26 protein-coding genes are annotated in these 26326 nt (G+C 43.1%); 2 read left to right on the top strand and 24 right to left on the bottom strand.

From position 1 onward, the window contains the following. Positions 1 to 7: 7 nt before the first annotated feature. The 15 genes from AC4MBN_RS02340 to mazG all read right to left on the bottom strand — a co-directional run bounded on the left by AC4MBN_RS02340 (position 8) and on the right by mazG (position 15133). On the bottom strand, positions 8 to 814 hold the full coding sequence (locus AC4MBN_RS02340; protein ID WP_491880583.1) for a glycosyltransferase family 25 protein: 807 nt from the start codon (positions 812 to 814) through the stop codon (positions 8 to 10). 2 nt (positions 815 to 816) lie between these two features. Beyond that, positions 817 to 1560: a hypothetical protein gene (locus tag AC4MBN_RS02335; protein ID WP_432241858.1), complete on the bottom strand. Its 744-nt coding sequence runs from the start codon at positions 1558 to 1560 to the stop codon at positions 817 to 819. Between the two features lie 21 nt (positions 1561 to 1581). Then, on the bottom strand, positions 1582 to 2352 hold the full coding sequence (locus AC4MBN_RS02330; RefSeq protein WP_419363578.1) for a glycosyltransferase: 771 nt from the start codon (positions 2350 to 2352) through the stop codon (positions 1582 to 1584). A 394-nt stretch (positions 2353 to 2746) separates the two neighbouring features. Further along, positions 2747 to 3673 (bottom strand): branched-chain amino acid transaminase, encoded by a 927-nt coding sequence (locus AC4MBN_RS02325; protein WP_005232095.1) that lies wholly within the window; start codon positions 3671 to 3673, stop codon positions 2747 to 2749. A 24-nt stretch (positions 3674 to 3697) separates the two neighbouring features. Continuing rightward, positions 3698 to 6448, bottom strand: a complete 2751-nt coding sequence (gene glnE / locus AC4MBN_RS02320) for a bifunctional [glutamate--ammonia ligase]-adenylyl-L-tyrosine phosphorylase/[glutamate--ammonia-ligase] adenylyltransferase (RefSeq protein WP_491880582.1) — start codon at positions 6446 to 6448, stop codon at positions 3698 to 3700. Between the two features lie 86 nt (positions 6449 to 6534). Beyond that, positions 6535 to 7803 (bottom strand): sensor histidine kinase, encoded by a 1269-nt coding sequence (locus AC4MBN_RS02315; protein WP_491880581.1) that lies wholly within the window; start codon positions 7801 to 7803, stop codon positions 6535 to 6537. 654 nt (positions 7804 to 8457) lie between these two features. Continuing rightward, a complete protein-coding gene (gene yjgA, locus AC4MBN_RS02310; RefSeq protein WP_005232100.1) occupies positions 8458 to 8991 on the bottom strand; it encodes a ribosome biogenesis factor YjgA in 534 nt (177 codons plus the stop codon). A gap of 2 nt (positions 8992 to 8993) precedes the next feature. Further along, positions 8994 to 9263, bottom strand: coding sequence for an HPr family phosphocarrier protein (locus tag AC4MBN_RS02305; protein WP_034169914.1), 270 nt, complete (start codon positions 9261 to 9263; stop codon positions 8994 to 8996). Then, positions 9260 to 10111: an RNase adapter RapZ gene (gene rapZ, locus AC4MBN_RS02300; RefSeq protein WP_004782131.1), complete on the bottom strand. Its 852-nt coding sequence runs from the start codon at positions 10109 to 10111 to the stop codon at positions 9260 to 9262. Before rapZ ends, AC4MBN_RS02305 begins: the two co-directional genes overlap by 4 nt. Positions 10112 to 10129: 18 nt before the next feature. After that, positions 10130 to 10978 carry a pantoate--beta-alanine ligase gene (gene panC, locus AC4MBN_RS02295; protein WP_005232104.1) on the bottom strand — a complete coding sequence of 283 codons (849 nt, stop codon included), beginning with the start codon at positions 10976 to 10978 and terminating at the stop codon, positions 10130 to 10132. Position 10979: 1 nt separating this feature from the next. After that, a complete protein-coding gene (gene panB / locus AC4MBN_RS02290) occupies positions 10980 to 11789 on the bottom strand; it encodes a 3-methyl-2-oxobutanoate hydroxymethyltransferase (RefSeq protein WP_004782128.1) in 810 nt (269 codons plus the stop codon). A 52-nt stretch (positions 11790 to 11841) separates the two neighbouring features. Then, positions 11842 to 12327, bottom strand: coding sequence for a 2-amino-4-hydroxy-6-hydroxymethyldihydropteridine diphosphokinase (gene folK / locus AC4MBN_RS02285; RefSeq protein ID WP_419363590.1), 486 nt, complete (start codon positions 12325 to 12327; stop codon positions 11842 to 11844). After that, complete coding sequence (gene pcnB, locus AC4MBN_RS02280; protein WP_419363592.1) at positions 12324 to 13799, bottom strand: polynucleotide adenylyltransferase PcnB; 1476 nt, start codon at positions 13797 to 13799, stop codon at positions 12324 to 12326. Before pcnB ends, folK begins: the two co-directional genes overlap by 4 nt. Positions 13800 to 13935: 136 nt before the next feature. Then, positions 13936 to 14361 (bottom strand): ComEA family DNA-binding protein, encoded by a 426-nt coding sequence (locus AC4MBN_RS02275; RefSeq protein ID WP_419363594.1) that lies wholly within the window; start codon positions 14359 to 14361, stop codon positions 13936 to 13938. Further along, on the bottom strand, positions 14321 to 15133 hold the full coding sequence (gene mazG / locus AC4MBN_RS02270; RefSeq protein WP_491880580.1) for a nucleoside triphosphate pyrophosphohydrolase: 813 nt from the start codon (positions 15131 to 15133) through the stop codon (positions 14321 to 14323). Before mazG ends, AC4MBN_RS02275 begins: the two co-directional genes overlap by 41 nt. An 89-nt stretch (positions 15134 to 15222) precedes the next feature. Between mazG and AC4MBN_RS02265 the strand changes: the two genes are divergently transcribed. Further along, positions 15223 to 15993, top strand: coding sequence for an SDR family oxidoreductase (locus AC4MBN_RS02265; protein ID WP_491880579.1), 771 nt, complete (start codon positions 15223 to 15225; stop codon positions 15991 to 15993). A 25-nt stretch (positions 15994 to 16018) separates the two neighbouring features. On the opposite strand, the gene AC4MBN_RS02260 is transcribed toward AC4MBN_RS02265, so the two are convergent. Continuing rightward, a complete protein-coding gene (locus AC4MBN_RS02260; protein ID WP_491880936.1) occupies positions 16019 to 16633 on the bottom strand; it encodes a 4'-phosphopantetheinyl transferase family protein in 615 nt (204 codons plus the stop codon). 268 nt (positions 16634 to 16901) lie between these two features. Here AC4MBN_RS02260 and AC4MBN_RS02255 point away from each other — a divergent pair, with 268 nt between their 5' ends. Continuing rightward, positions 16902 to 17471 carry a hypothetical protein gene (locus AC4MBN_RS02255; RefSeq protein WP_491880578.1) on the top strand — a complete coding sequence of 190 codons (570 nt, stop codon included), beginning with the start codon at positions 16902 to 16904 and terminating at the stop codon, positions 17469 to 17471. Between the two features lie 50 nt (positions 17472 to 17521). On the opposite strand, the gene AC4MBN_RS02250 is transcribed toward AC4MBN_RS02255, so the two are convergent. The 8 genes from AC4MBN_RS02250 to pilW all read right to left on the bottom strand — a co-directional run bounded on the left by AC4MBN_RS02250 (position 17522) and on the right by pilW (position 26325). Then, a protein-coding gene (locus AC4MBN_RS02250; RefSeq protein WP_491880288.1) for an IS3 family transposase occupies positions 17522 to 18744 on the bottom strand; the annotation gives its coding sequence in 2 pieces (ribosomal slippage) (positions 17522 to 18408 and positions 18408 to 18744; 1224 coding nt in all). A gap of 97 nt (positions 18745 to 18841) precedes the next feature. Then, the gene (der, locus tag AC4MBN_RS02245; RefSeq protein WP_004782108.1) at positions 18842 to 20254 is read right to left on the bottom strand and encodes a ribosome biogenesis GTPase Der; all 1413 of its coding nucleotides are present in this window, start codon (positions 20252 to 20254) and stop codon (positions 18842 to 18844) included. 176 nt (positions 20255 to 20430) lie between these two features. Beyond that, positions 20431 to 21579 (bottom strand): outer membrane protein assembly factor BamB, encoded by a 1149-nt coding sequence (bamB, locus tag AC4MBN_RS02240; protein WP_180002361.1) that lies wholly within the window; start codon positions 21577 to 21579, stop codon positions 20431 to 20433. After that, entirely contained in the window at positions 21576 to 22274 is a 699-nt protein-coding gene (locus AC4MBN_RS02235; RefSeq protein ID WP_005232125.1) for a YfgM family protein, read from the bottom strand. Before AC4MBN_RS02235 ends, bamB begins: the two co-directional genes overlap by 4 nt. A gap of 30 nt (positions 22275 to 22304) precedes the next feature. Next, a complete protein-coding gene (gene hisS, locus AC4MBN_RS02230) occupies positions 22305 to 23600 on the bottom strand; it encodes a histidine--tRNA ligase (RefSeq protein WP_419363604.1) in 1296 nt (431 codons plus the stop codon). A 3-nt stretch (positions 23601 to 23603) separates the two neighbouring features. After that, a complete protein-coding gene (gene ispG / locus AC4MBN_RS02225; protein WP_004782104.1) occupies positions 23604 to 24725 on the bottom strand; it encodes a flavodoxin-dependent (E)-4-hydroxy-3-methylbut-2-enyl-diphosphate synthase in 1122 nt (373 codons plus the stop codon). Positions 24726 to 24748: 23 nt separating this feature from the next. Then, positions 24749 to 25534, bottom strand: coding sequence for a RodZ domain-containing protein (locus tag AC4MBN_RS02220; RefSeq protein ID WP_419374815.1), 786 nt, complete (start codon positions 25532 to 25534; stop codon positions 24749 to 24751). Then, positions 25525 to 26325, bottom strand: coding sequence for a type IV pilus biogenesis/stability protein PilW (pilW, locus tag AC4MBN_RS02215; protein WP_004782101.1), 801 nt, complete (start codon positions 26323 to 26325; stop codon positions 25525 to 25527). The genes AC4MBN_RS02220 and pilW overlap by 10 nt, the downstream gene beginning before the upstream one ends. Position 26326: the final 1 nt, after the last annotated feature.

The following is a 26326-nucleotide window of genomic DNA, read 5'->3' as shown; positions in this document are numbered from 1 at the left end:
TACAATCTTATATAAAATCTTTTTTATCTAACTTAATAAATCGCTTTTCAGCTTTAGCTATTACTTGGATATATCTAAATGCCATTGCAATTTGCCCAGCTAAACGTCGCTGCTTAAATTTAAACTTTTCATTAAAGGAGGCGTATTCAGGTTTAAAATGCTCTGAGCGACCGATGATAGAATCAAATTGAGCTGCAGGGACCAAACCATATGGCACCATTTGATCTTCCTGAATAATCGCTGCTGGTTCTGCTTGTAAGCTTTTTAATCCATAATGACTAAAGATAAATCCATCCGCAATTGCAGGTGCCGATATAGCGAGCCGATCTAAAAGTTTCTGTGCACCTGATGGATAAAGAATATAGCCAGCTGCTCCTGTACGATCCTGATAGAGTTCAAATAACTTGGTTTTGCTATCCTGAAAACCATGAAATACCGCTTTGGAAATGATCTTTTTCCGACTACGGACTTCTAGATTAATTAGATCGATATCCTGAAAATCAGCATTCTCAATATCTTTAAGTAACTTAGGTACACGTTTTGCTAAAACAGCATCATCTTCTAAAATTAAACAGGGCTTTTGCTTTTTTAAAACTGTTTCCCACGCTTTTTGATGACTTAAAAAACAAGCAACTTCAACTTTACGCAAGGGACGTTGCCAACCAAAGCCTAAAGACTGATAGCTTTCCTCACTTATGTCACTTACTGAACATGCCTCTACAATTTCAAAAGCTAAATTTAGCTGTTTAAATTGTCCTTTTTGAAAATCTAAACGCTCTGTCGCAGTATTTAAATGAATAATTAAAATATCCATATTTACCACCACCTGGTTTTTTCACGTGTATGACGCTGCTTAAAACGGGAATAGACATTATTATTTTGCTCTAGCTGAAGCCGATCAAAAATGTCCAGTACAATTTGCCCAAGTGGATGAATATCGCAGATCTGTTCCAAACGCCAGCGCATATTTCGCAAAGTATCATCTGTACCTACCGCAAATGCAGATGTACCGTCAAATAGTGCATAACGCTGGTTTTGTAATAAATGCTGATGTTGCTGATTTACTACTAAAGACTGATCACATAAAAAACGCTCAGTTTCCTGTAGTTTTAAAGTATTAATAAGGACCACAGCATTCATAAGAATCGCTTTTAAAGTAATATCTTCATCAAAATCAATAAAAGTATCACATGCCGAAATTAGCCAGCGGATATTTAGCGACTGTATAAGAAAATCCCGTTCAGTCATCCATAATGCTTTAAATTTCGCATAATTATTTTGAGTATCAACCTCACGGCGAATCAAGACAATCAGACTGGCATGGTAATAATTTAATTTAGGCTGCCCAATAAATTCTGATTGCAGCTGTTCGATATGTTCATTGAGATCTTTGGCTGAACCATGCGTATAATTCGGAGTATCGCCAGCGATCATTTCAGTTTTTAATTGCTCAATATCAATATCATCGAATTGGGCATAAACCTTGTCAGCACCAAAGCGACGCTGATGTCGGCTAAATGAAAACCATTGTTCAAACTTACTTTTCTTTCTTACGGGCATGTTTAAACCATTTAATTTGAATTACTGCCAAGCATCTTTAATCCATTTCGAAGGCAGTACATACCGGTACCATTTACCTCCACCACCATTAATCGCATCAGGTGGGTTAATTTCACCGTGGAAAATAATAATTTTTGCACCTTCAGGTTTTACCGGCGGCTTAAAGAATGCCATCGGAATTTTTTGTAGGCAGTGATATTTATAACTTTTACACCAACTATCAGGCCAATACGTCTGCTTACCTTCTTTATCTACATACCAAGATAAATAGGCTTGTTCATTACGGAATTTATTACGAATTTCGTCAAAATTCTCACGGAAATATGGCAATAGACCTGGGAAAGCACCAAGTTTAAAACGATAAACCGAACTATTACCTGTAATACGCCAAGGACGTTTCCAATCATGAATGATGAGAAAATCTCCAGGGTATGTGAAGAACTCGTCGATGTTATCTACGATAACAACGTCTAAATCCAAAAATAATGCATTACCCTTTAAGCCATACAAATCTGGCTCAAACGTTGAAAGTTTATTCCAGCCACGTTCTGGTGCACCTTCTGGCAAAGCCAACGGTGGAATAGGAAAGCATTGCACATTTGGATCAATCCCTTCGGTACGGTCAGTTAAACACACCATTTGAAAATCAACGGTTGTGTGTCGCTTCACCATATTGTAAAGGCGATTGACATATTCAGACCCATATTTTGTGCCCCATTTCATACAGATCACAATATTTTGCTCAGGTGATTGTTCACCCTGAGTCTTAAGGTCATTTTGCTTTGCGTTCATGCACCCATCATCCACCTATGCAATATTAGTATCATACCATTACTGGTACTGACTGAGCCTATTGCTTTTCATTTCTGCACAGTTTACCGCAAATCTCATGAAGAAATATAATCTTCATTTTTTCATCACAAGAATTGAATATTTTTCCAGCAACTTATATCAAAATAAAGTTCATATTTGAATGATACATATAGAGCAACACTAATTTTAGTTGTTCGTTACGCTTATTCGTTTATTTTTATAGTGAATATATAACTTTCCATAATATGAGAGTCGTCATTTTTTCTGCAATTTATTGGCTTCTCTACCTAACAACCTAATAGTTTAATATTTTGAGAAAGAGTCACTAAAATAAAAAAAGGACTCAAATGAGTCCCTTTTTCATAGATTTAACTTATTTTACATAAGTTAACCAGTGTGCATATTTAGGGTCTTTACCCTGAACTGCATCAAAATAAGCTTTCTGGATTTGAGTTGTGATTGGACCACGTACCCCTTCACCAATTTGACGGTCATCATATTCACGGATTGGCGTTACTTCAGCAGCAGTACCAGTGAAGAAAGCTTCATCTGCAATATAAAACTCGTCACGAGTAATACGGCGCTCTACCACTTCATAACCAAGGTCTTTAGCAATGGTAATAATCGATTGACGAGTGATACCGTCTAATGCACCACCAGCGATGTCTGGAGTGTGAATGACGCCATCACGTACCAGGAATACGTTCTCGCCTGAACCTTGGCATACATAGCCTTGCGGATCAAGCAGCATTGCTTCGTCATAACCAGAATGTGCCACTTCTTGGTGAGCAAGAATCGACAATGTGTAGTTACCAGATGCTTTGGCTTTACACATCGTCACGTTTGGATGATGGTGTGTGAATGATGAAGTTTTTACACGAATACCTTTCGCCATCGCATCATCACCAAGGTAAGCCCCCCAGCTCCACGCTGCGACTACAGCATGAATTGTATTGTCAGTTGCGGCAATACCCAATTTTTCAGAGCCAATAAAAATAATTGGACGTAAATAGCAAGATGCCAATTTATTTTCACGAACCACATCAATTTGAGCTTGTTCTAAAGCTGCGTGATCAAATGGAACTTTCATTTGATAGATTTTTGCAGAATTGAGCAAACGTTTGGTGTGTTCTTTCAGACGGAAAATAGCCGTTCCATTCGGGGTTTCATAAGCACGGACACCTTCAAACACGCCCATGCTGTAATGCAAGGTATGTGTTAATACGTGAGTTTTCGCCTCACGCCAGTCTACTAGTTGTCCATCTTGCCAAATGAAACCATCACGATCAGCCAAATTCATGCCACAAACTCCAATTTTTCACAATTATTCACTATCCAGTGCAAATACTGCACTTGGATCAATCAGTCTTTGCCATAACTTGCAAACGGTCTTTCGGGTATCGTGCCAGTCGCTTGCAGACACTTGCATGGATTGATTTGCAAGGGCTAAGCGGTGGCTCTCGGCGCGTTCACGGAGATAAGCTTGAATCAGAGCAGTCGCATCGTCGCTGGATAAGCAACCTGATTTTGCGGCATCCTCAAGGATTCTTACATTGTCGGAGTAATGGGCGAGATCTTTATTCGTCCCACTCCAAGCTAACACCGCATACTGTGCCATAAATTCGATATCAACGATACCACCTGCATCTTGTTTTAAATGAAAAATCCCATCTTTTTTTTGCTCTTTGGAAGAACCCAGATGATCTTTCATTTTCTGACGCATTTTCAGAACTTCACTACGTACATGACAGATATCGCGTTTCTGGGTGAGAATCTTACAACGTAGTGCTTCAAATGTCTCTCTCAGGCTATCTTCCCCAGCAATGGAGCGTGCACGCACCAAGGCCTGATGTTCCCACAGCCATGCATTTTTCAATTGATATTGCTCAAATGCTTTCAGGCTAGTGACCAGCAGCCCCGCTTCTCCAGAAGGACGTAGACGAGTATCGACTTCATAGACACGTCCATCCAGTGTTTGTGTAGTCATCAGTGACATAAACTTCTGTGCTACGCGCATAGCGAACTCAAAACCGCTAATTGGCTTGAGACCGTCCGTATCAGCCTGCTCACCCATATAGTGAATGAAGACCAGATCCAGATCCGAACCATAGCCCAATTCAATGCCGCCAACTTTGCCATAACCAATGACGGCAAAAGCTGTATGTTCTATCGAGCAGCGCTGCCCTTCTGCATCCAGCGGAAAACCATGTCTTTTGGCCACAATCTGATAAGCCAGATGCAGCGCAGCATTCACTGAGACCTCTGCAATATCTGTTAAGGCATCCGAGACTTTCATTAAAGGACTTTCCGCCAGCACATCACTGGCAGCTACCGCAAGTACATTGGATTTTTTAAACAGGCGTAGCACCCGCATCTGATCTTCGACCTGATCAATTTCGATTCTGAGCAATTGCTGACGTAAGCTATCTTCCAGATCCTGACGTTTAGGCAATTCAAAATCCATCGACAGGAACTCATCCAGTAACACCGGATAATGGGTAAGTTCCTCACAGATCCAGGGGCTGACAGTCGCCATTTTTACCAAACGCTGTAAAGCACCCTTGCTTTCAATCAGCATCACCAGATACACCGTACGACGCATGACTGATTCAACCAATGGCATCAGACGGACCAGTGCAACTTGCGGTTTATCTGATTCAAGAATCGCTTCAATCAGGTAGGGCCAAAATGTTTTTAAACGTTGAATAGCTTTGGCTGGCAGTTTTTTTAAGGCATGCCCATGCCAGAATTCATGCACCAGATTTTTCGCATGATCATCTAAAACTTCATTCAGCTGTTGTTCCAGCTGAGAAAAACTTTTGCCTTGGGGCTCTGGTCCATTTTCCTTGATCAAGTGCTCAAACTGATAAATCACTTTAGCGCGTTTTTGATCCAGCACCTCCATAAAGGCGGACCAGTCTGCAAAGCCTAAAGTATCTACAATACGTTGACGTAAATCTGGCTCTGTCGGCAAACATTGGGTTTGTTGATCATGCAGCGCTTGAATAGCATGTTCTACCCGGCGGAGGAATAAATAGGCATCTTCAAGGTCAGTCACTGCCTGCTCATCCAGCAGTTCAGCCTCATCCAGATGATTCAGGCTGACCAGACATTGCCGATCCTGCAGCTCTAACTTGGCTCCGCCATAAATCAGCTGAAAAACCTGCACAATAAATTCAACTTCACGGATCCCGCCAGCCCCAAGCTTGATATCGTCTTCAATATTGCGGCGCTGTACTTCACGCTCAATCATTGCTTTCATTTCACGCATCGCTTCGAAAGCGCTGTAATCGACATATTTACGAAATACGAAAGGACGGGTCATGTCCAGCAGTTCATCACCTTCTGGACTCGGATTGACGATGCGGGCTTTGATCCAGGCATAGCGTTCCCATTCGCGGCCATGCTGGCTGAGATATTTTTCTAGTGCGGCATGACTGATAGCCAGAGCAGAACCATCACCCCATGGTCGCAGACGCATATCAACACGGAACACAAAACCTTCAGCAGTGATATGGTCTAGTAGATAGATTAACTTTTGCCCCCACAGAATACAGAACTGCTGAACGTCAATGCATTTACGTCCATCCGTTTCACCCTGTTCATCAAAGGCAAAAATCAGGTCAATATCACTGGAAAGGTTGAGTTCCTGAGCGCCCAGCTTACCCATCGCAATAATAATAAGATCTTGAACTTTACCGTTATAGCCAATTGGCTGGCCATATTTAGCGATTAAAGGAATACGGGCAAATTCTTTAGCAGCACAGATACAGGCATCAGCAAAATCAGACAGCTCGCGAGTCAGTGTGATGACATTGGTAAGTTGATTGGCATCCTGCCAGATCCAGCGAAACATCAGACGGGCACGCAGAATACGTAAGCTACGCATCCACATGGTTTCATCGCTGATATTTAATAGATTGGAATAGATTAAGTTTTGAATCTGTTCAGTGCCGAGTGATCCCTGAAACTGATCAATTGCATAATCCTGATTCAATAGATCTTGATGATTGGCCAATACCTGTTCTGCATACTGACTGGCTCTTAAGGTTTTCTGCAATTGTACCGCGTCCATCACTCGGTGATTCCCTCAAAACTTTTATTTAGTTATAGCAGGAGTTCACGTCGAGTGGGAACGGTTTTAAAAGAAATTTATGACTTTCAGGACTTTTCAGTATGCAGACCTTCAAGTACCAATGCCTGATGATCATTGGTCACTTTTGGTAAATGCACAGTAAAGGTGGTTCCAGCGCCTTCTTTAGAATCTACGGCAATCTGTCCATGATTCAGGTCCACAAAACGCTTACACAGTACCAGACCCAGACCTGCGCCTTTCTCATTGTCTGTGCCTTTTAAGCTCACTGTGAGATTGGGTCTAAACAGATTTTCCATCTGTTCTTCAGTCATACCGAGACCAGTATCCTGAACAGTAATCTTGACTTGCTCACCTTCCATTTCAGCAGCCAGAATCACCTGCCCACCCTGATCCACTGGAGTAAATTTCAGCGCATTCGATACCAGGTTCTGCAAGACCGAAGTAATCATGTTGATATCAGCATGTACCTTGATATCTTCAGGAACCTGGTCAATCAGCTCAATATTCTTTTTCAGCGCCAGACTTTTCAGTACATCACAGACAATTTTAGTAGACTGTTTTAATTCATAATTAATTGGATGATAAACGAAACGCCCACCCTCGGCCATCGCCCAGGTCAACAGACTTTCTAACAGGTTATACGTCGATTGAGCCGTATCATATAAGTAATCAGAAATACTCTGGATACTGGATTCATCCAGAGTGTCACGTTCCTGTGCCAGCACTTCCGAGAAGCCTAACAGGCCATGGAAAGGTGCACGCAGGTCATGAGCAATAATCTGGAAGAATTTGGTTTTACTGAAGTTTTGTGCACACTGCTGTTCGTATAACTCTTTCAGCTGTGTATGTTCCTCATTCAGTTTGACTCGCTTGACTAAAGTTTCAGCAAATTGCTGGACGATAATAATAGCTTCCTGATCAAATACTTCAGTCTGATCATCAAAGAAAACCACCTGCCCCAAAGACTGGCCTTGGGCTGATTTTAAATTGAATGCCACCAGCCGCTGATGGGCTACGCCAAGGCTGTTCACATGATCTGATAGTTCTGCATATGCAGGATGATTTTGATCGATCACATCTGTTTCTTGCAGATATTTAGGTATGCCCACATTCTGTGGTACGTGCAAACCGCGAAAACCGAGCGGACAGCTGTACCAGATATAGGGTTCCGTATGGAATCCAATGATACAGGTCTTGGCGCCGAGCACTTTACGCGCGACCTTACAGAAGGTGTCTAATAAATTGTCAGAGGTATAGACACCTAAAATGAGAGATATACGGCATGAGCTTAACTGCTCCGTATTCTGACCGATCTCTAGCAGTTTTAGTTCCATGTCTGCCTCTCTGGATGTTATGGAATATAGGATAAAAATTACAACCGACTAAATTGATACAATCAATAACAAAGATTCTATATTTACTCAACATTAAAATCTCATTTATCGACCAAAGGATTTGTTAACTTATTTCTCTAAAGATACATTGATAGCTTTAATACCTTGATATTTAAATATTAAGAATTACTTGAAAAAATATTCCTCTTATAAAAAATTACATATAATTATTTGAAATTCCTGAATTCATTTCAAATTGTTTCAATATCATCTGAGTTCTGAAATCTAAGGAAGATAAAAACAGCTCATTTTTCTCCTGATCTTTAGGTAAATAAAAGCTTTTGAATTTTCAAATATATAGAAAATACTTATTGTCACTTTTTGAAAAAATAGATCGCTAATAATATTAACTTTGACCTAAATTTATTTCTATCTTTTAAATATTCTTAATAATCATAAAATATTGAGTGATTTAAATAGTTTATTTATGCACTAAAACCAATTTCTTACGTAATCAAAAATATTAAAAGTTTACATTTTTTTACAGTTAACAATGACTTATAGGAACATTCTTGAATTTTCATGGAAAATAAAAATTAATTATAGTGAATAAAAAAGCGACAAAATGTCGCTTTTCTTTAATTCAGATTACAATCAGTTATCTGAAATCAGGGCAACTTGCTGCACATAGTTAAACAGCTTTTGCTTTGAGGCTGCCACTTCTTCTTCCGGTGCCTGATTTTTTAGATCACGATGCACACGTAAATAATGCTGACGTAAGGTATGACGCTCTGTCGCATTATAGGTTTTGGTAAATTCATTAATTGCAGGATCACCATCTTTCACGATACGATCAACCCAACGCTGCAATTGTGCTGTCTTTTTTAAGCCCTGTTTCGGAGTCAGATAAGACAGAATCACGGTTTCATTTTCATTACGAAGTAATTTACCAATACGTGAAAATTGACGACGACGTGCTTCATGTGAACTGATTTGCTGGACATCCAGCAAAGCTTCAATCAGACGTTCTTCAACGGGTAAATTTTTAATTTGTTTCGCACTCAGTTCTGCCAACTGTGCGCCTAAAGCAGCCATACGCTGAACTGCTTTTTTCTGTTCGGTTTTACTTGCGCGTCCCTCTAAAGATTCAAAGTCTTCTTCAGTTAAACTGCTCGGTCGACGTGCCACGATTAATCTGCCTCATAAAATTTTGCCGCAAACAGTGCCTGAATTTCAGATAAGGCCTTTTCCTCATCTGCACCTTCAATCACTAAGCGTAAAGTTGTTCCTTTGCCCGCACCAAGCATCAGCAAGGACATAATATTTTTGGCATCAACCAATTTGTCCGACTTGCCAATCTGGATACTGGAACGAAATTTGGTGGTAACTTCAATGAGTTTACCTGATGCACGCGCATGTAAACCTAGTTTATTAATTACGTCAACAGTCGTATCAATCATGACCAGTGCTTCATTTCTCGGTGGAGGACTTGAATAGACCATTTTGCCTCAAGCGCTTTTTTTAGTCTATCCACAATATAAACAGAACGATGCTGGCCGCCAGTACAACCAATCGAGATGGTCATATAATGACGATGACCCTCAGCAAAGGTCGGCAGCCATTTGTCTAAAAAGTGATAAATATCCTGGAACATGTCTTCGACCTGATCACTTTTCTCCAGGAATTCCTGTACCGGCTGATCAAGACCCGAATATTTGCGCAGTTCAAGTTCCCAATGCGGATTCGGCAAATGACGGACGTCAAAAACATAATCAGCATCTAAAGGAATGCCATGCTTATAGCCAAAAGATTGCAGAATCACAATCAGGTTATCAGTCTGTCCTAGCTTATACAGCAAGGTATGTTTTAGATCATGTACGCTTTTATCGGTGGTATCGATATGCACTGTAGAACGCAGCTGGATTGGCATCAGCAGGACTTTTTCTTCCTGAATACACTGATGCAGGCTCTTGAAACGGGCAGCCAAAGGATGCGGACGGCGTGACGCACTAAAACGGGCAATCAGCTCCTGATCCTGCGTGGTCAGATAGATGACATCCACCGTACCATGCTGTTGCAGCTGTTCAAACACATGGTCGAATTCCTGCAAATCTGCACGGGTACTACGAACATCCACCCCAAGCGCTAACTGTTCCAGATTATTTTCACAATCCAGCTTCGCCACAATTTCAGGAAGTAAGGCCAAAGGCAGATTATCAATACAGTAATAACCCAAGTCTTCAAGTACCTGCAATGCAGAAGATTTACCTGAGCCAGATTGTCCTGTCACAATTAAAATGCGCTTCATGCCTTACGATCCTTTTACTTATCCAGCTGCGTATTTGATCTGCAGATTATCAATCAGACGAGTTTTTCCTAATTTCGCCGCGATCAGAATCACGACATCCTGATTAAATTCATCAATTTTCTGCAATTCCGGTGTACGAGCTTCTACATAGTCCACTACCAGACCTGCATCTGTCAAAGTTTGACGGATACCTGCCAGTGCTTCCTCCAAAGTTTTACCTGCATGTAACTGCTGTTCAGCAGTTTTCAGACTCTGGAAAATAACTGGTGCTGTTGCACGTTCCTGCTCGCTTAGATAGCCATTGCGCGAACTGAGTGCCAGACCATCTTCAGCACGGGCAATTGGCACACCAATCACTTCCAGCGGAATATTCAAGTCTTGAACAAACTGACGAATCACAGCCAGTTGCTGATAGTCTTTCTGACCGAAGAAGGCATAGTTGGGCTGAACAATATTAAATAATTTGGTCACCACGACCGCTACACCATCAAAATGACCTGGACGCTGTAAGCCACATAGATCATTAGTAATACCAGACACACTGATATTGGTCAGACGTGGCTTGTTACCATACATCTGCTCTACCGTTGGGGCAAAGACAATGTCACAACCTACATCTGCCAGTAACTGCTGATCCTGCTCTAAAGTACGTGGATAATTATCAAAATCTTCATTTGGTCCGAACTGGATCGGATTAACGAAAATACTCACAACAACGACATCACACAGTTTACGCGCCTCACGCACCAGATTCAGATGCCCCTGATGCAGGTTGCCCATGGTCGGGACAAAACCAATAATTTTACGCGCAGAACGTGCAGGATTGAGCGAAGCAGATAATCCTTGGATGGTTGTTTCTGTTTTCATGTTACAACTCGACTTGGAATGTTTGTTCAGGTGCTGGGAATGAACCATCTAAAACAGCCGCATGATAGGCTTTAAATGCATCCAGAATTGCAGTCGCACCAGACTGTTCTTTCATAAAGTTACGTACAAATTTCGCGGTATGGCCAAAGGTTAGACCAAGCATGTCTTGAACGACCAATACCTGGCCATCAGTGGCTGCCCCTGCTCCAATACCAATCACTGGAATATGTGGGAAAAGTTCAGTAATTTCCTGACCCAATTGTGCAGGCACGCATTCCAGCAACAGCACTGCTGCACCGGCTTCAACCACTGCCTTACAGTCAGCAATCAGTTGATCGGCCGCTTCACGGGTACGGGCCTGTAGCTTATAGCCACCAAAGACATGCACCGACTGCGGTGTGAGACCCAAGTGAACACAGACTGGGATCCCGTTACGGGTTAGAACCTGAACGGTTTCCGCCAACCAGGCACCACCTTCCATCTTGACCATTTGTGCACCGGCCTGCATCACCGTTTTTGAGCTTTGTAATGCATCATTCAGAGTGGCATAACTCATAAATGGCAGATCAGTCATAATCAGTGCATGCTGATTGCCACGGCGTACCGCTGCGGTATGGTAAGCCATATCTTCTACAGTCACAGGTAAAGTTGAATCACGTCCCTGAATCGACATACCCAAAGAGTCGCCTATCAGAATACTGTCAACTTCAGCAATTTCCATGGCTTTGGCCATACTGGCGTCATAGCAAGTCAGGCAAGAAAATTTGCGTCCTTCCGCTTTATATCGTCTTAAATCACTGAGACTGATCATGAAGATGTTCCTCTATTATTGAAGTTCTCTCGAACATGCCAATAATTAAAAATTAAATATTTGCCCAATTCGTGCGGTCAAAAACCGTTAAGGTTGATTGCTTGACGATGTCTAGGTCTTTTAATGTGTTTCCATTCATCTGCAAGTTGGCATCAATATCCAGTAATGGCACCAATACAAAATCACGTTCCAGCACGCCCACATGCGGCACGGTTAAACGTTCATTTTGAATTTGTTCATCACCGTAGATCAGCAGATCCAGATCCAAGGTACGTTCACCCCAATGACGTAGACGTACACGCCCAGCTTCCTGTTCGAAGGCTTGCAGACGATCCAGCAGATCCAGCGGTGCCAAATCCGTAATTAGCTGTACGACAGCATTAAAATAATTCGGCTGATCTTGTGGCCCCATAGGTGGGCTTTGATACAGATGCGAGGTTTTGACCTGCCCCAGACTTGCCAGCTTTTGCACGGCTTCAGCCAGAATCTGGCGTGAATCGCCCAGGTTACTTCCTAAACCGATATAGGTCACTGTCATTGTGTAGGCCCAAAAATAACCTGGCTTAAATCACGCTGCACCCGTTTACGCTTGGTAATTGGATGGTCTGCCCCAATGTCACCGCTGGCACTGGCCGCCACATGAGAAACCGGTTTGCTACGCTCATTCTCAAATTTGGCTTTACGTGCACGACGGCTACGTGGTTCCGGCTCATTCACCAGAGGTTCAATCTCAGTTGCTACATCTTGTGCAGCCAGACGCTGTTCCAGATGTTCTTCCTGAGAAGCCTTACGACGGCTCTTGGCACGCTGACGGTTATATTGGGCAATGGCACGCTCTTTTTCATCGCTGCCCATTTGCTGATAGGCTTCCCACCAGCTTCCCATACCCTGTGCAGTTTCATCGCCTGATTTTTCACGCAGCAACAAAAAGTCAAAGCCGGCACGGAAACGTGCATGACCTGATAATGCTTCAATCTGTTGCGGTTTTGGATTGAGCAAGCGGGTTTGCATTTCCCAGACTTCACGAATGAAAGTTTCCGCAAAGCGTGGAATCACAGTACGGGTAGCCTGACGTTTCAGTACATCCAGTCCTGCCTGCGCACGTGCTTCCGCAGGTACCACACCTTTGGACAGATAGAAATCACAGCGCTCCAGGAACGGTTGCCACAACAATACCGCATAGAAGAAAGCCGGGTTGATGGTCTTGCCAATTGAAATACGCTGATCGGTATTTTTTGCTGCCAGTTCAATAAATGCAGTAATGTCTGGCTTGATATCGGCAAACAGCTGACGCCAGATGCCAAAATCGATCAGCATTGGCATCACACGATTCAGATGTCCCATAGTGAATAGCTTTTGCGATTCATCATAGAGACGGTGTGGAGACACATCACGTAGAAGCTGGGTCATTTCCGGAGTGAAAATATCCAGAATGGCTTCATCAATACTGAAATTGAGTTTGGCTGCAAAACGTAAAGTTCGCAGCATCCGGACTGGATCTTCTTCAAATCTTAAAGTCGGATCACCCAGTAAACGCAGGGTTTTATGTTTAATATCATCTACTGCATTACAAAAATCCAGCACGATACCTTTGCGTGGCTGGTAATACATGGCATTGATTGAAAAATCTCGACGAGCAAAATCCTGCTCAATGGTGCCCCAGTTATTATCGCGCAGAATCATCCCTGCTGCAGAGGTCACTGCTTTTTTAGGAGGCGCACGGAAAGTTGCCACTTCAACCAGTTCACGGCCCGAATAGACATGCGCCAGCTCGAAACGTCGTCCGATAATCCGGCAACGCCGTCCGAACACTTCTTTAACCTGAGCTGGTGTAGCATTGGTCACTGCATCGAAATCTTTGGGATTTAAACCCAGCATCAGATCCCGGACACCACCACCTACGATATAAGCTTCATAGCCTGCCTTGGTTAAGGCATCAATCACATCGAGAATATAAGAAGGTAATTGAGCGGTTGATAAACCACATTTTGACGCGCGCAAAGTTTGCAAAAGACGCTGTCTCCTACGTCTGAACGTAAAATTCTAAGATGACGCTAATCATATCGCTTACACCGCTAAAGGGCAATTTGATTATGTCATTCTCATGGTTCAGATGGATGGCTTATTTACAATAAATTCAGCAGGGTTACAAAGCCAGTTTATCCTTGTTTTTGGCAAATAAGGCCGGCCCAATTCCTTTGACCTGTTGAATATCTTCAATTGTTTTAAATTTACCGTTTTTCCGCCGGTATTCAATGATCGCTTCCGCTTTCTTCTGTCCGATGCCATTTAACTGCTGTAACTGCTCAATACCGGCCTGATTCAGATTAATTTTATCAGCAGCTGAAGAGGCGGATAATGCAGGTTTAGCCAGATAATGATTGTTTTCAGAAGGTGGTGTAGCAGCAACTTTCTTCTTCAGGCGTGCATCATGTTGCTGCTGACGTACTTTCCATTCTGCATAATCAGTTGCAGTTGCGTGTACTGTGCCAATTGAAGTATAGGCCAGCCAAATGCCTAGCAGGACAGTATTAATCCATACTGGACCTATGCGATGTTGTACTTTGTTCATGAGCGGCTCTTTGTTTTAATTCTAATTTGGCCTGTTCCCAGAGCTGATCCAATTCAGCCAATGACAGGCTTTCCAGATTGAGTTGCTGTTGTTCTGCCCGATCTTCCATCAGGGCAAAGCGGGTCCGGAATTTATGGATCGTGCCCAATAATGCCATCTCGCTTGAGACACCAAGTTTACGACCAACATTCACCAGTGAAAATAAGCAGTCTCCAAATTCTTCGAGTATTTCATCGGAATTTTGTCCAGCAACGGCTTCCTTGAGTTCAGCCAGTTCTTCTTCCAGCTTGCCATAGGCACCTGCGACATCTGGAAAATCAAAGCCGATTTTGGCGACATTTTTCTGGATCTCATCCGCCTGTTGCAGTGCGGGCGCATGCTTAACCTCATCCAAACGTGAACGTGGCTTACCCTGTTTTTCTTTCTGCTTGATTTCTTTCCAGAGCACCGAGACATCTTCAGGGCTCAGCTGTGCAAACTGTTCAGCCTGAAATACATGCGGATGGCGTCGGATCAGTTTATCGGTAATCGCCTGTACCACATCCTGAAAATCAAAAGCGCCCTGCTCGCTATACATTTGTGACTGAAACACGACCTGTAAGAGCAGATCACCCAGCTCATCCCGCACCTCATCAGCTTGGCCAGAGCGCACCGCCGCTTCTACTTCATAGGCTTCCTCAATCGCATATTTGGTCAGAGATTCGGGAGTCTGCTGCTGATCCCATGGACATTTTTCACGTAACTCACGCATGACTTGGAGTAATTGTTCCACCGTAAAACCTCTTCTTTACCAAATAGCCGCATTATTTTGCCTGTTTCTTGCTATGCTCAAGAAAAAAAGACAATAAGGAGATCAAGCACATGCACAGTATATTGATTAGTGGTGCTGCACAAGGAATCGGTGCCGCGACAGCCAAGCTATTTTATCAGCAAGGGTATAAAGTCGGAATTTATGATATTAATCTTGAACAGGCAGAACAATTGGCCCAGCAACTCGGTGAGCATGCCAAAGCCGGTTTTCTGGATGTGACCGATTATGCTTCTTGGGAAACCGCTCTATCTGAATTCGCACCCTGGGCCGGTGAAATCAATATTCTGGTAAATAATGCCGGGATTTTATATTCCGGTCCTTTTGAAGAAACGAATATTACAGACCACTATCGCACCCTTGACGTGAATATCAAAGGCGTTCTGAATGGCTGTCATGCTGCTTTGCCCTATTTAAAGCAGGCTTCCTTTGCTCGGGTCATTAACCTGTCTTCAGCCTCAGCGATTTATGGCCAAGCGGATCTGGCTTCCTATGCAACCAGCAAATTTGCGGTTCGTGGTTTGACTGAAGGCTTAGATATTGAATGGCAAAAATATGGGATTCGGGTATTCGATGTGATGCCCCTTTTTGTTAGCACTGCAATGGTGAAAGATATGCAGGCTAAAAGTATCAAAAAAATGGGTGTGCATTTGAAAGCTGAGGATGTTGCACAAGATATTTTCAAATTGGCACAATTAAAGGACTCCATCTGGCAAGTGACGCATCATCCGGTCGGATTCAAGAGTAAATTTTTATTCCATTTATCTCGAATGAGCCCACAGTTCGTTAACCGGCTGAGTAATTTAATGATTGCCAAACAATAAGAAATATTTTGGGCTTACTCTACTTTCAAACAGCTTGATGAATCTGAATCATTGGAAATCTTAGACCTTTACAGGAATGCTCGCTTTGCCAGGCCACAGTGAGCATGCAGCCCGCTAAAATATAATTTTGATAGGCATAAATTCCAATTTCTGGATGTTCACAACGCCCCCCATCCTGATGTGGATGGATTTGGGTATTCAGTTCATTCAGGTTCATCCGGATTCCGAGTCCTGACGCTTTTAGGACCGCCTCTTTGGTGGTCCAGACTTTAAACCAGTATTCAGGATCGTAATCTAATGCCTGCCACTGTTTCAGCTCTTCAGGATGAAAAGCGTGTTGGGCTAGGGCTTCAAAACGTACATTTCGATTCAGCTCTTCAATGTCGATTCCCAAATTCTGAATATGTTTGCTTGTTGCTAATCCATAAAAGTTTTGGCTATGCGTATGATTAAAACCAAAGTCTGGATGGGCTGGAAGATAGGATTTGCCGTATTCGGTTGTAGTAAAGTCCTGCTGGTCAATAACACAACCTAAATGTGCAGCTAGCAACTGATTACGATAGCTATAAATTAATTGTTTACGCTGCTGAATATAGGTTTTTCGATCTAAGTCTTGTAAATGCCTAAGTCGTGGTGCCAGCGCGACCCAATCAATATGAATAATAGACTTCAAAAATAGTCGCCCTTATAAAAAATGTTACTTTTAGGGCCTTCAGTATAAATCAACCTGATTGCCTTTCTAACAAACTATAGGTAATATCTTAAAATATATTTTAATAAAACTTAAATAAAACAATAAAATATACTGTAAATCAAAATAAATAATTGAGCTTTCAAGCTATTTTTAATCGAATAAAAAATAGTTACAATCCAACTACAATTTTATACATAGAAAAACAGAGGGTCATATGTTTAAGCGAATCATACTCAGTACGACAATTGCTGTACTATCATTTTCAACACAAGCTGGCTCCTGGCTAGAAGCTGCTACTGCAGTGATGGGAGCTAGAAACGGCGCAATCATGGATCAGGCTGAAGCAAATATGGAACGTAGCCGCGCACAGGCGAATGCTGCTGTTGCACGTGCAGATCGTGCTTATGCTTCCAATTATAATAATGCTTCAAATCAAAATAATGGTGTCTACTCAACAACGTACTTAAAAGGTTTAGATTGTACAGATTTGGCAGTAGAGGCGCGCAGTTTTGAACGTACCTTAGAAGCAAGTCAAAATGCACTCAACCAAGCGAATGCTCAAGCCAATAATCCTGTTTCTAAATTGGCAGGCATTGCAAGTGGTGCACTATCTGCTTTTGCAGGTCAATCACAAACAGTTGCGCGCGCAACTGAAATCACCAATGCTTTTACTGGTAATAATAATCAAAATAATATTGCTGCTTCTCAAGCCGATGCTGACGTAGCTTTAGCTAATCTTGAAAATATCCGTATTTATCAAAAAGCAAAAAAATGCTCAATCTAAAATATTGTCTTGTCCTGAAATAGATTGACAGTATTCCACTTCAAACCGAGTTAAGCAATTAGCTCGGTTTTAGTTTGCTCATACGTCTGATTCGGGGTGTTCATATTTAAACTTAAATGTGGTCTATAGCAATTATAAATCATAATAGATTCCGCAATTAAGTGATCTAACTCCTTCATGGTTTGACATCGTGTAATTAAAAACTCCTGCTTTAATATTCCATTAATCCGCTCTGCTAATGCATTCTGGTAACAGTCTCCTCCATCTGTCATAGAAGGACATACCCCATAATGGCGTAATGCCGATTGATATAGTTCAGAGCAATACTGAGAGCCTCTGTCTGAATGATGAATCATCCTTGTCGCTCGATCCGTCACATGCTGCATCGCCATATGTAGAGCCTGCACAACATTCTCCGCATGCATATCATTCGATAACTTATAACCTTTAATCTGACGGGTATAAGCATCTGTCACTAAGGATAAATAATGTACGCCTTCAGCACTCTCAACATAAGTAATATCACTAACAAAGACTTCGTTGGCTTGCACTGCTGAATAATCCTTTAATAAATTTGGATGCTTCTTCATCCAATGCTTGCTATCCGTAGTTTTTGTATAGCGACGCTTGGGGCGAATCAATAAATTATGCTCTTTCAATATTTTAAATAACTGATCCCGTCCACACTTTAAACCACGCTGCAACAATTTGCCTTTAATAAGCCAATACAGCTTACGTGTTCCGATACTTGGCATGAGACAACGATATTCCATAACCAACTCAAGTATTTGTTCAGTTGCTTGTGCAGCCATTTGAGCACGTTTTTCTGCTTGATAATAAGCTTGTCGGGTGATTCCCAACCACTGACAATAACGTGAAACGCTTAGTCTTCTTTGGCTTTGCCAATCTTTGAAACGTGCTCGGTATACTTTTTTCCAAGATCAGTCCCACATTCTTTATCAATGTGATAAATCACATCCTGAATAAATTCAGTTTTAAGCTTTTCTGCGGCTAACTGCTTTTCTAATTGGCGGATTCGTTGTTGGGGGGTTAATTGGCGTTTAGAAGAAGTCGGCATATTCGAAGTCCAGTCCTGTTGTCCGTGCTTGCGTAACCATACCAGCACAGTTGATCTTCCTTGAATACCATATTTTGCCTGAGCTTGTTTATAAGTAATTTGCCCTTTTTCTACTTCATGTACAACCATCATTTTAAAGGCGAAGCTATAATCACGTTGTGTGCGTTTAACTCGTTGTTCTTGTGCATGTTCCATAAAATAAGTCTCTTAAGGTGTAAACTTATTTCAGGACGGGACATATGAATAAATAAAAAAGCCTGCTTTCGCAGGCTTTTTTATTTAAATATGACAATTAACCACGTTTAAATTTTTTCTCAGCTTTCTTGAATTTCTGTACATAACGACGGCGACGCGCAGCAGTACGTTCGTCCAGTTGTGACTTGCGACCTTCAAACGGGTTCTCTGAAGTTTTAAATTCAATTTTTACCGGTGTACCTTCAAGTTTGTACACTTTACGGAATACGTTTTCCAGGTAACGGCGATAATCTGCAGGTGTCTTATCTACCTTATTACCATGAACCACGATAGTCGGTGGATTCTGTCCGCCCATATGCGCATAACGCATCTTGATACGACGACCTTGTACAGTAGGCGGTTGGTGTGCTTCAGTGGCATCATTCAGGATCTGGGTCAACTTCGCTGGTGATACTTTCAGATGTGAAGAATCATAAGCACGGTGAATCGATGGATACATCTCACCGACACCTGTACCGTGTAGCGCAGAAATCAAATGGATTTTCGCCCAAGGAATAAAGTCAAAACGACGCTCCACATCGAGCTTACATTGTTTACGATCATATTCGGACATGTTGTCCCATTTATTGATCGCAATCACCATGGCACGGCCAGCTTCCAATGCATAACCGATCAGGTGCAAATCCTGCTCTACAATGCCTTCACGGGCATCCACCACGATCACCACTACGTGCGCATCTTTCATCGCCTGCAAGGTTTTCACGATTGAGAATTTCTCAATCATTTCATCAACCTTACCTTTACGGCGTACCCCAGCGGTATCAATCAGGGTGTATTGACGACCATCACGCTCAAAAGGAATATAGATTGAGTCACGCGTCGTTCCTGGCTGGTCAAACGCTACAACACGCTCTTCACCCAATAGACGGTTTACTAGTGTCGATTTACCTACGTTTGGACGACCAATAATTGCAAGACGTAGACCAGTATTCTTGTCATGTTCTTCCGGACTTTCATCTTCAGGCACATCTTCAAGTACTTCTTCCAGCATTTGCTGTACACCACGGCCGTGGCTGGCAGCCACTTGCATCGGCTCGCCCATACCGAGTTTATAAAACTCGACTAGAGCAGCTTCAGCATGTACGCCATCAACTTTGTTAGCTACAAGGAAAACTTTCTTGCCCAAAGTACGCAGTTCACGAGCGATCTGTTCATCAGATGCCAGAAGTCCTGCACGTGCATCGACCACAAAAATAATCATGTCGGCTTCATGGATCGCAGTTTTAGACTGCTCAGCCATGTAGGAGTCAATGCCGCCTTCATTTTCACCGATACCACCAGTATCCACGACAATGAAAGATTTGTTTTGATAGATCGCATCACCATATTTACGGTCGCGTGTCAGACCTGCAAAGTCTGCTACCAATGCGTCACGGCTCTTGGTTATCTGGTTAAACAGAGTTGATTTTCCGACGTTCGGACGACCAATGAGCGCAATTACGGGTTTCATAGATTAACCTTTATTCAATATCAGGCTGTCTAAAAATGGCCTGAACATCAGAAAGTTTTGGAAGAAAAAGGGAATAGGATTAAAGCCTAAAATAAATAAAAACACGGGGCATTGAACATTCAATCACCCCGCGTAAAAAATACGGTTGGCTTATTTTAGCATAAGCCAAACAAAAATTAACGATTCTGCCAGATGCTTAATGCACCCTTGCGTGTAGAAACATAGAGCTGGTTGTCAATTACGCGTAAATGACGCACTTCACCAGAGGTTTTGGCACGGCCAATAATCTGCCCTGTCGATGGATCTAATAGGTGCAATACTCCGTCCAGATCACCTACGACAAGCTCAGTTCCGAGCATTACCGGATTGCTCAGCTGACGATTCAACAACTGATCATTTTCCCATAAAGGCTGGCCAGTGGTAATTTCATAAGCACTGATTTTACCATCGGTTTGGGCAACGAAGACGCCATTGCCAACCACTTCCGGACGCTGGATACTGCTGGCATCTTCACTCCAGATCACCTGTTGTGAAGCCAGATCAAATACAGTCACCTGACCTTGATAGCTGGTGGTCACAATAAACTGACCCGCTACTACTGGATCACCATCAATATCGATCAAACGCTGAATGTCCGAACGGCCATCCGAGATCGCAACACGGCGCTGCAATTTAGGCACACCACTTAAGGCATCAATTGCATAGATATAAGCATTTGAAGTCGCAATCAATACATTACGTGCATCTAAAGGCACCGGAGCCGCCATGCCACGCAGACTAAACTGGACATTCGGTAAATCGTAAGTCCAGACCTGAGCGCCTGAAGCCACTTCGTGGGCATATACAGTACCGTCATTAGTGACAGTAATTACGCGACCTGCATGAATCAGTGAAGGCGCCAAGATGGCACCAGTCAATTGTGCAGTCCAGCGTTGTTCGCCAGTCTGCTGATCCAGTGCGATCAGTTGACCTTTGTTGCTGCCAACCACCACGATCCCATCAGCGGCTTCAACGCCAGAGCTTAACGTATCTTTGCTGACTTTTTTCTGCCACAGGCGCTGCTTGCCATTAAAAGCAGTGACTTCACCCTTAGGGTCGATCGCAAATACGACTCCGTTATCCGCATCCAGACGTAAACGTAGCGGATCAGCCTTCTCTGTTGAAGAAACACTGGTCGAAAATACAGGAACAAGTGTTTTAGTCTGACTGATTTTTGGAAGTGGATTCGGTTTTACTTCTGGTACTTTATTGGTCTTACCCGCACAGCCAGCGAGTGCAAGAGTTAAAACAGTTAAAGCACAGGTGATTTTATATGTTCTGTTCATTCAGCTTCTTCCACTTGTGTTTCTATAATTGGGCGTTCGATTTCCGGGTCATCGACCAACACGCCTACGCTTTCGAGCTTAATTTGTAAAATTTGACGTTCTTCTTTACGTTCAATCAAAGCATCCCATGCACTTTGATATACTTTTTTGGCATTTTCAATATCATTTTTGGCAACATAGATATCGCCACGTGCTTCATCAGCAGTTGCTTTAAATGCAGGTTCAGTCACTGCATCCAAAGTTTTCAGGGCTGCATCATATTTTTTCTGTGCTAATTGTGCATAAGCCAGACGCAATTTAACGACCTGAACCAGGCCTTTATCATCAACTTTAGAGTTTTCAACTTTTTGTAATGCTTTCTCAGCGGCAGCGTAATCCTGCTTGTCATAAGCCAGTTTCGCCATGACCAACTGGGTTTGAATCGCTTGAGCTGAATCTGGCGCTTCTTTGACAATCTTGTCTGCAGTTTCAGATAGCTTGGCAAAAGCATCACCATCTGCAGCCTGTGCTTCATCCATCAGTTGCTGAACCTTGGCAGTCTGCATTTGCGATTCCGCCAGGTTTTTCTTCTGCCAATATTCCCATCCGAAAAAGGCAATCAGCGCAACTAGAATCCCGATAATGATCGAAGAACCATACTTCTTCGTGAAGGATTTTAAACTTTCAAGTTGTTCATCATCAGTCATTGCGCTCATGCGATTACCTTTTTCCTAATGTTTTATCGATTATTTTGAAGAAATTTTAGTACTGAAAAATGCGACAAAGTCAGCAAATGGCACAGTAGATTGCTCTGCAGTCGCCAGCTCTTTCACCGTAAAGCTTTGTGCTTCAAGTTCACGCTCACCGATAATGGCTGCATATAAAGCACCGGCCTGATCGGCTTTTTTCATTTGCGATTTCATTGAACCTTGAGAGCCGACTTTCAAACGAATGTTACTGCCTGCAGCTTCCAATTGATCACGAATCTGTTCGGCCAATACCAGCGCTTTACCTTGAGAAGCAGGATCGGCAACCAGGAATACTTCGCAATCACGTACTGGCGTATTGTCTTCAACCTGTTCCAGTAGAAGCAATAAACGCTCCATCCCCATCGCGAAACCAACTGCAGGCACAGATTGATCCGCTTTGCCTTTCAATTGACCGACCAAGCCGTCGTAACGACCACCGGCACACACAGTACCTTGTGAACCCAAGTGAGTCGTGGTCCATTCAAATACAGTTTTGTTGTAATAATCCAGACCACGTACCAGTTTCTGATTGATGACAAAGCTGATACCGGCATCTGATAAATACTGTTGCAACTGGTTAAAGTGTGCCAGTGTTTCTTCACCCATAAAGTCGTGAAGTTTTGGCGCATTTTCTAGGATACTTTGAGTTTTGGCATCTTTAGAATCCAGAATACGCAGTGGATTAGTCGTCAGACGGCGTTGTGAGTCTTCATCCAGATCAGCCTTATGCGCCTGCAGGAACTCTACCAGTGCCGCACGGTAATTCGCACGTTCGTCAGACTCGCCCAATGTATTCAGTTCGAGTTGAACTTTGTCAGCAACGCCCATACGTTTCCAAAGACGTGCTGTCATCAGAATCAATTCTGCATCCTGATCAGGCGTTGCCACACCAAAGGTTTCTACACCAAACTGGTGGAACTGACGATAACGGCCTTTTTGCGGTTTTTCATAACGGAACATCGGTCCGATATACCACACTTTCGGTGTTGCACCACGAAGCAGGTTATGTTCCAGCATCGCACGTACACAGCCTGCTGTTCCTTCAGGACGTAAAGTCAGAGACTCAGGCGGATTACCTTTGTCCAGAAAGGTGTACATTTCTTTTTCAACGATATCTGTGGCATCACCGATCGAACGTTTAAACAGATTGGTCTGTTCAACCATCGGCAAACGGATTTGTTGATAGCCATAGGCATCCATCAGACCTGACAGATGCTGTTCAAGACGTCTCCAAGCTGGGGTTTGCGTTGGGAGAATGTCATTAAAACCTTTGATTGCGACGATTGAACTCATGATCTACTCAGAAAAACTTGTGCGAATAATTTCTTTTGATTTGGCTTCTTCAAGCTCGGAAACACGTTGACGAACCATTGATTCGATTTCATCAACCAGTTGATTGGTATCGATTAAATGGCTCTTTTCACCATTACGATACACCAGTGAGCGCGGACTTGCACCTACTACACCAATATCGGCTTCTTTGGCTTCGCCCGGACCATTCACTTTACAGCCAATCACAGACACATCCATCGGAACACGGACATCTTCCAAACGTTCTTCAAGGGTCTGCATTACTTTAATCACGTTAAATTCCTGACGTGAACAGCTTGGGCAGGCAATAAAGTTAATTCCGTTAGAACGAAGGCCCAGCGATTTCAGGATATCAAAACCAATCTTGATTTCTTCTTCAGGCTCAGCTGCCAGAGAAATACGCATGGTATCGCCAATACCTTCCATCAGCAGACCACCCAAAGCAATCGCTGATTTCACTGAACCGGTACGATATACACCCGCTTCCGTCACACCCAAGTGCAATGGATTATCAATCTGTTTAGACAGCAGACGATAAGCATCCATAGTCAAAAACACGTTTGATGCTTTGACCGATACTTTAAATTCATGGAAATTCAGACGATCCAGAATGTCGATATGACGCATCGCAGATTCCAGCAATGCTTCACCTGTTGGCTCGCCATATTTTTTCTGGATATCTTTTTCCAGTGAACCGGCATTCACGCCAATACGCATAGAAATGTCGTTGTGACGTGCCGCTGCCACTACTTCACGAATCTTGGCTTCTGAGCCGATATTCCCCGGGTTAATACGCAGACAGTCTGCACCCAGATCAGCAACAGCCAGCGCAATCTTATAGTCGAAGTGAATATCTGCAACCAGTGGTACATCGACTTGCTTACGAATTTCACCGAAAGCCGCTGCTGCTTCCATACTTGGGACAGAGACACGCATGATGTCTGCGCCTGCATCCACACAACGCTGAATTTGTGCAACAGTTGCTGCGACATCACAGGTTTCAGTATTGGTCATTGACTGAACAGTGATCGGTGCATCACCACCGACATAGACAGAACCGACACGGATTTTACGTGTTGGACGGCGCTGAATTGGATTTACGATCATGATTTCGCCCTATCTGCTCACCATTAACGTGATAAACGGAAATCTGCTTTTCCGTTAACCGTATAAGGTGACAATGCAATACTTTCATTATTTAAACTGAGTGATACTGCGGTCGCATCATCCAGTCGGATCTGGAATGGCGCTTCACCGTTCAGCTCTAAAGTAGACGCCTGACGGCCAGTGGCCAGCACGTTACCACCTGCATCTACAATATGCACAGAGGTCGGACGGCTAAAATCAAGCTTAAGCTGATCACCGGACATGGCAGCACCGGCATCCAGATTTAAAATTTCGACATCAGAAGAGGTGTCCGCAACTTCGGCACTATTCTCGCTGCTCTCTGACCAGTTCTGGATCATTGCGACCAGTGCACCCAAAATCAGTACTATAACCAGTGCAATCAGGCCACGCTTTAACCATTTGCGGTTACGATCACGCTTTGATCCTGGCAATTTACCCATGATCTTGATTGGAGAATCTTTCAGGGCATGCGTTGCGACCATACCGGTATCACTGGCATAAATTTCATCAAAACGCTGAATCAGGCTAGAAGCATCGACACCGAGATATTTGGCATAGGTGCGGTAATAGCCCTTGATAAAGGTTGCTTCAGGCAAGGATTTATAATCATCCTTTTCCAAGGCATTCAGGGTCTTTACCGGAATATTGAGTTCTTTGGCAACGTCTTCAAGCTCACGTTGCTGATTAATACGAATCTTGCGTAAGTACTCACCTGGACGCTGAACATTTCCTAACGCGTTTGGAGCTACGCTCGAATTATTCGAATCTGAATTAGGATTTACTTCCATACGGCCTCAGTACTGTACTGTAATTGCAAATAACGTTGGTATTCCGGGCTTTCAGGGAACAATGCACGTAATTGATTCACCAATACCTGCATGCCTAACTGATCGCCACTGGCACGCGCAGTGCGAATGCCAATCCAGAGCGCACGGGCACTCTGGTTTTTCTGCCCCACACCACGCACAAACTGTTCATACATTTGAGTCGCGGCCGGGAACTGCTGGTTCAGATAAAAAATTTCTGCCAACTCTAACATTGATATATACGAAGCGCGATTAGCCTGTAGTGCCTGTTTGAATGATTTTTCAGCATTCGCCAGATCACCCTGTTTCAGGTAAATTCGCCCCATATTTTCAAGGGCACGAAATCGCTGGTCATAACCTAAAGTTGCGCCGGCAATTTCGAACTGCTCGATCGCATCTTTATAGCGCTCAAGCTGATATAAATAGGTGCCATAGTTATTTCGTGCCTGGGCATTTTTGGGATCTGCCGAAATTGCACGCTTGAAATAACCTTCGGCTTTTTCAAGATTAGGTTTGCTGCCTTCCTGCTGAAGCAGCACGCCCATCATCATATTGGCTTGCGAATCACGCGGATTGGTTTCCAGTGCCTGATCCAGCGCACGTTTGGCTGAATCCAGATCACCGTTTTTAAGATATTCAACCGCCAACTGAGTACGAACCTTGGTGGCTTTTTCCGGATCCTTCTGACCCAGATCTGGTGTTTGACACGCAGTTAAAACCAAAGACCCACATACTACTGAAACCAAAGCAAGTTTAGATGTCAGATTACTCAAT

It is taken from the genome of Acinetobacter sp. CAU_H_60 (genome assembly GCF_058599385.1).
The sequence above is the reverse complement of the archived record's forward strand: the minus strand, read 5'-3'. Positions and strand labels throughout refer to the sequence as shown.